The organism is Luteolibacter pohnpeiensis (assembly GCF_016595435.1).
GTDB classification, from domain to species: Bacteria; Verrucomicrobiota; Verrucomicrobiia; order Verrucomicrobiales; family Akkermansiaceae; genus Luteolibacter; species Luteolibacter pohnpeiensis.
Genome location: NZ_JAENIJ010000160.1, coordinates 1 through 666 on the forward strand (window position 1 = coordinate 1; position 666 = coordinate 666).

General features: G+C 58.6%; 1 protein-coding gene and 1 pseudogene. Both read right to left on the reverse strand.

Annotated features, from left to right (window positions below; translation table 11 throughout):
• Positions 1-155: 155 nt before the first annotated feature.
• Positions 156-476: an E3 binding domain-containing protein gene (locus JIN85_RS20740; protein WP_200274448.1), complete on the reverse strand. Its 321-nt coding sequence runs from the start codon at positions 474-476 to the stop codon at positions 156-158.
• Positions 477-480: 4 nt separating this feature from the next.
• A pseudogene (locus JIN85_RS20745) lies at positions 481-666 on the reverse strand (hypothetical protein); the annotation flags it as partial.

Below are 666 nucleotides of genomic sequence, written 5' to 3' on the forward strand. Positions count from 1 at the left end.
CCGCCATATCCTCATAGGTTTCCAGCTCGCGTTCGGAGATCTGGGCGCGGACGTGTTCGGTAGTGAAGGTGATCCAGGACATCGGTTGTTAGAGAAAAAAGCCCCGCCCGCGTGAGCGAACGGACGGGGCCTGACATGACACACAGGAGAGGTTGTTAGTTCTTGGCGGCTTCGATCGCGGCCTCCACGTCCGCCTTGATGATCGTGCCGTCGCTGCCGGTGCCTTTGATCGTGGTTAGATCGATCGAATGCTCCTCAGCCAACTTGCGGGCGGCATCGCTGACGTCCACGGCTGGCTTCTGTGATTCAGCTGGCGGCGGCGCGGATCGCTTCGGTTCGACAAGTTCAAGCTGCTTGAAGTGCAGGCCGGTCGCGATATGCACCGCTCTTGGTCCGCCCGTGATGATCTTGCCTGGTTCCAAACGAACTCCGGCCACGCTGAAGCCTTTCGGATCAATGATTCGGTATTGGTTCATGAGCTTAGGCGAGAACGTTGGAGAAGTAATAACCGGCACCGTCAGCAACGACTTTCTCGTCGGTGAACTGGCGTGAGCGGACGACACGGGAATCGATTTCATTCTCGTCGTAAGTCAGGACGCTGATGCCACCGGAGCCGGAACCCTCGAGCGCGGTCCAGTTGTAGGTGCGGGCGAAGTTGAGCGACTT

Excerpts from the sequence above, each read along its gene's own strand:
- JIN85_RS20740 (WP_200274448.1), bottom strand. The coding sequence starts at position 476 with ATGAACCAATACCGAATCATTGATCCGAAAGGCTTCAGCGTGGCCGGA.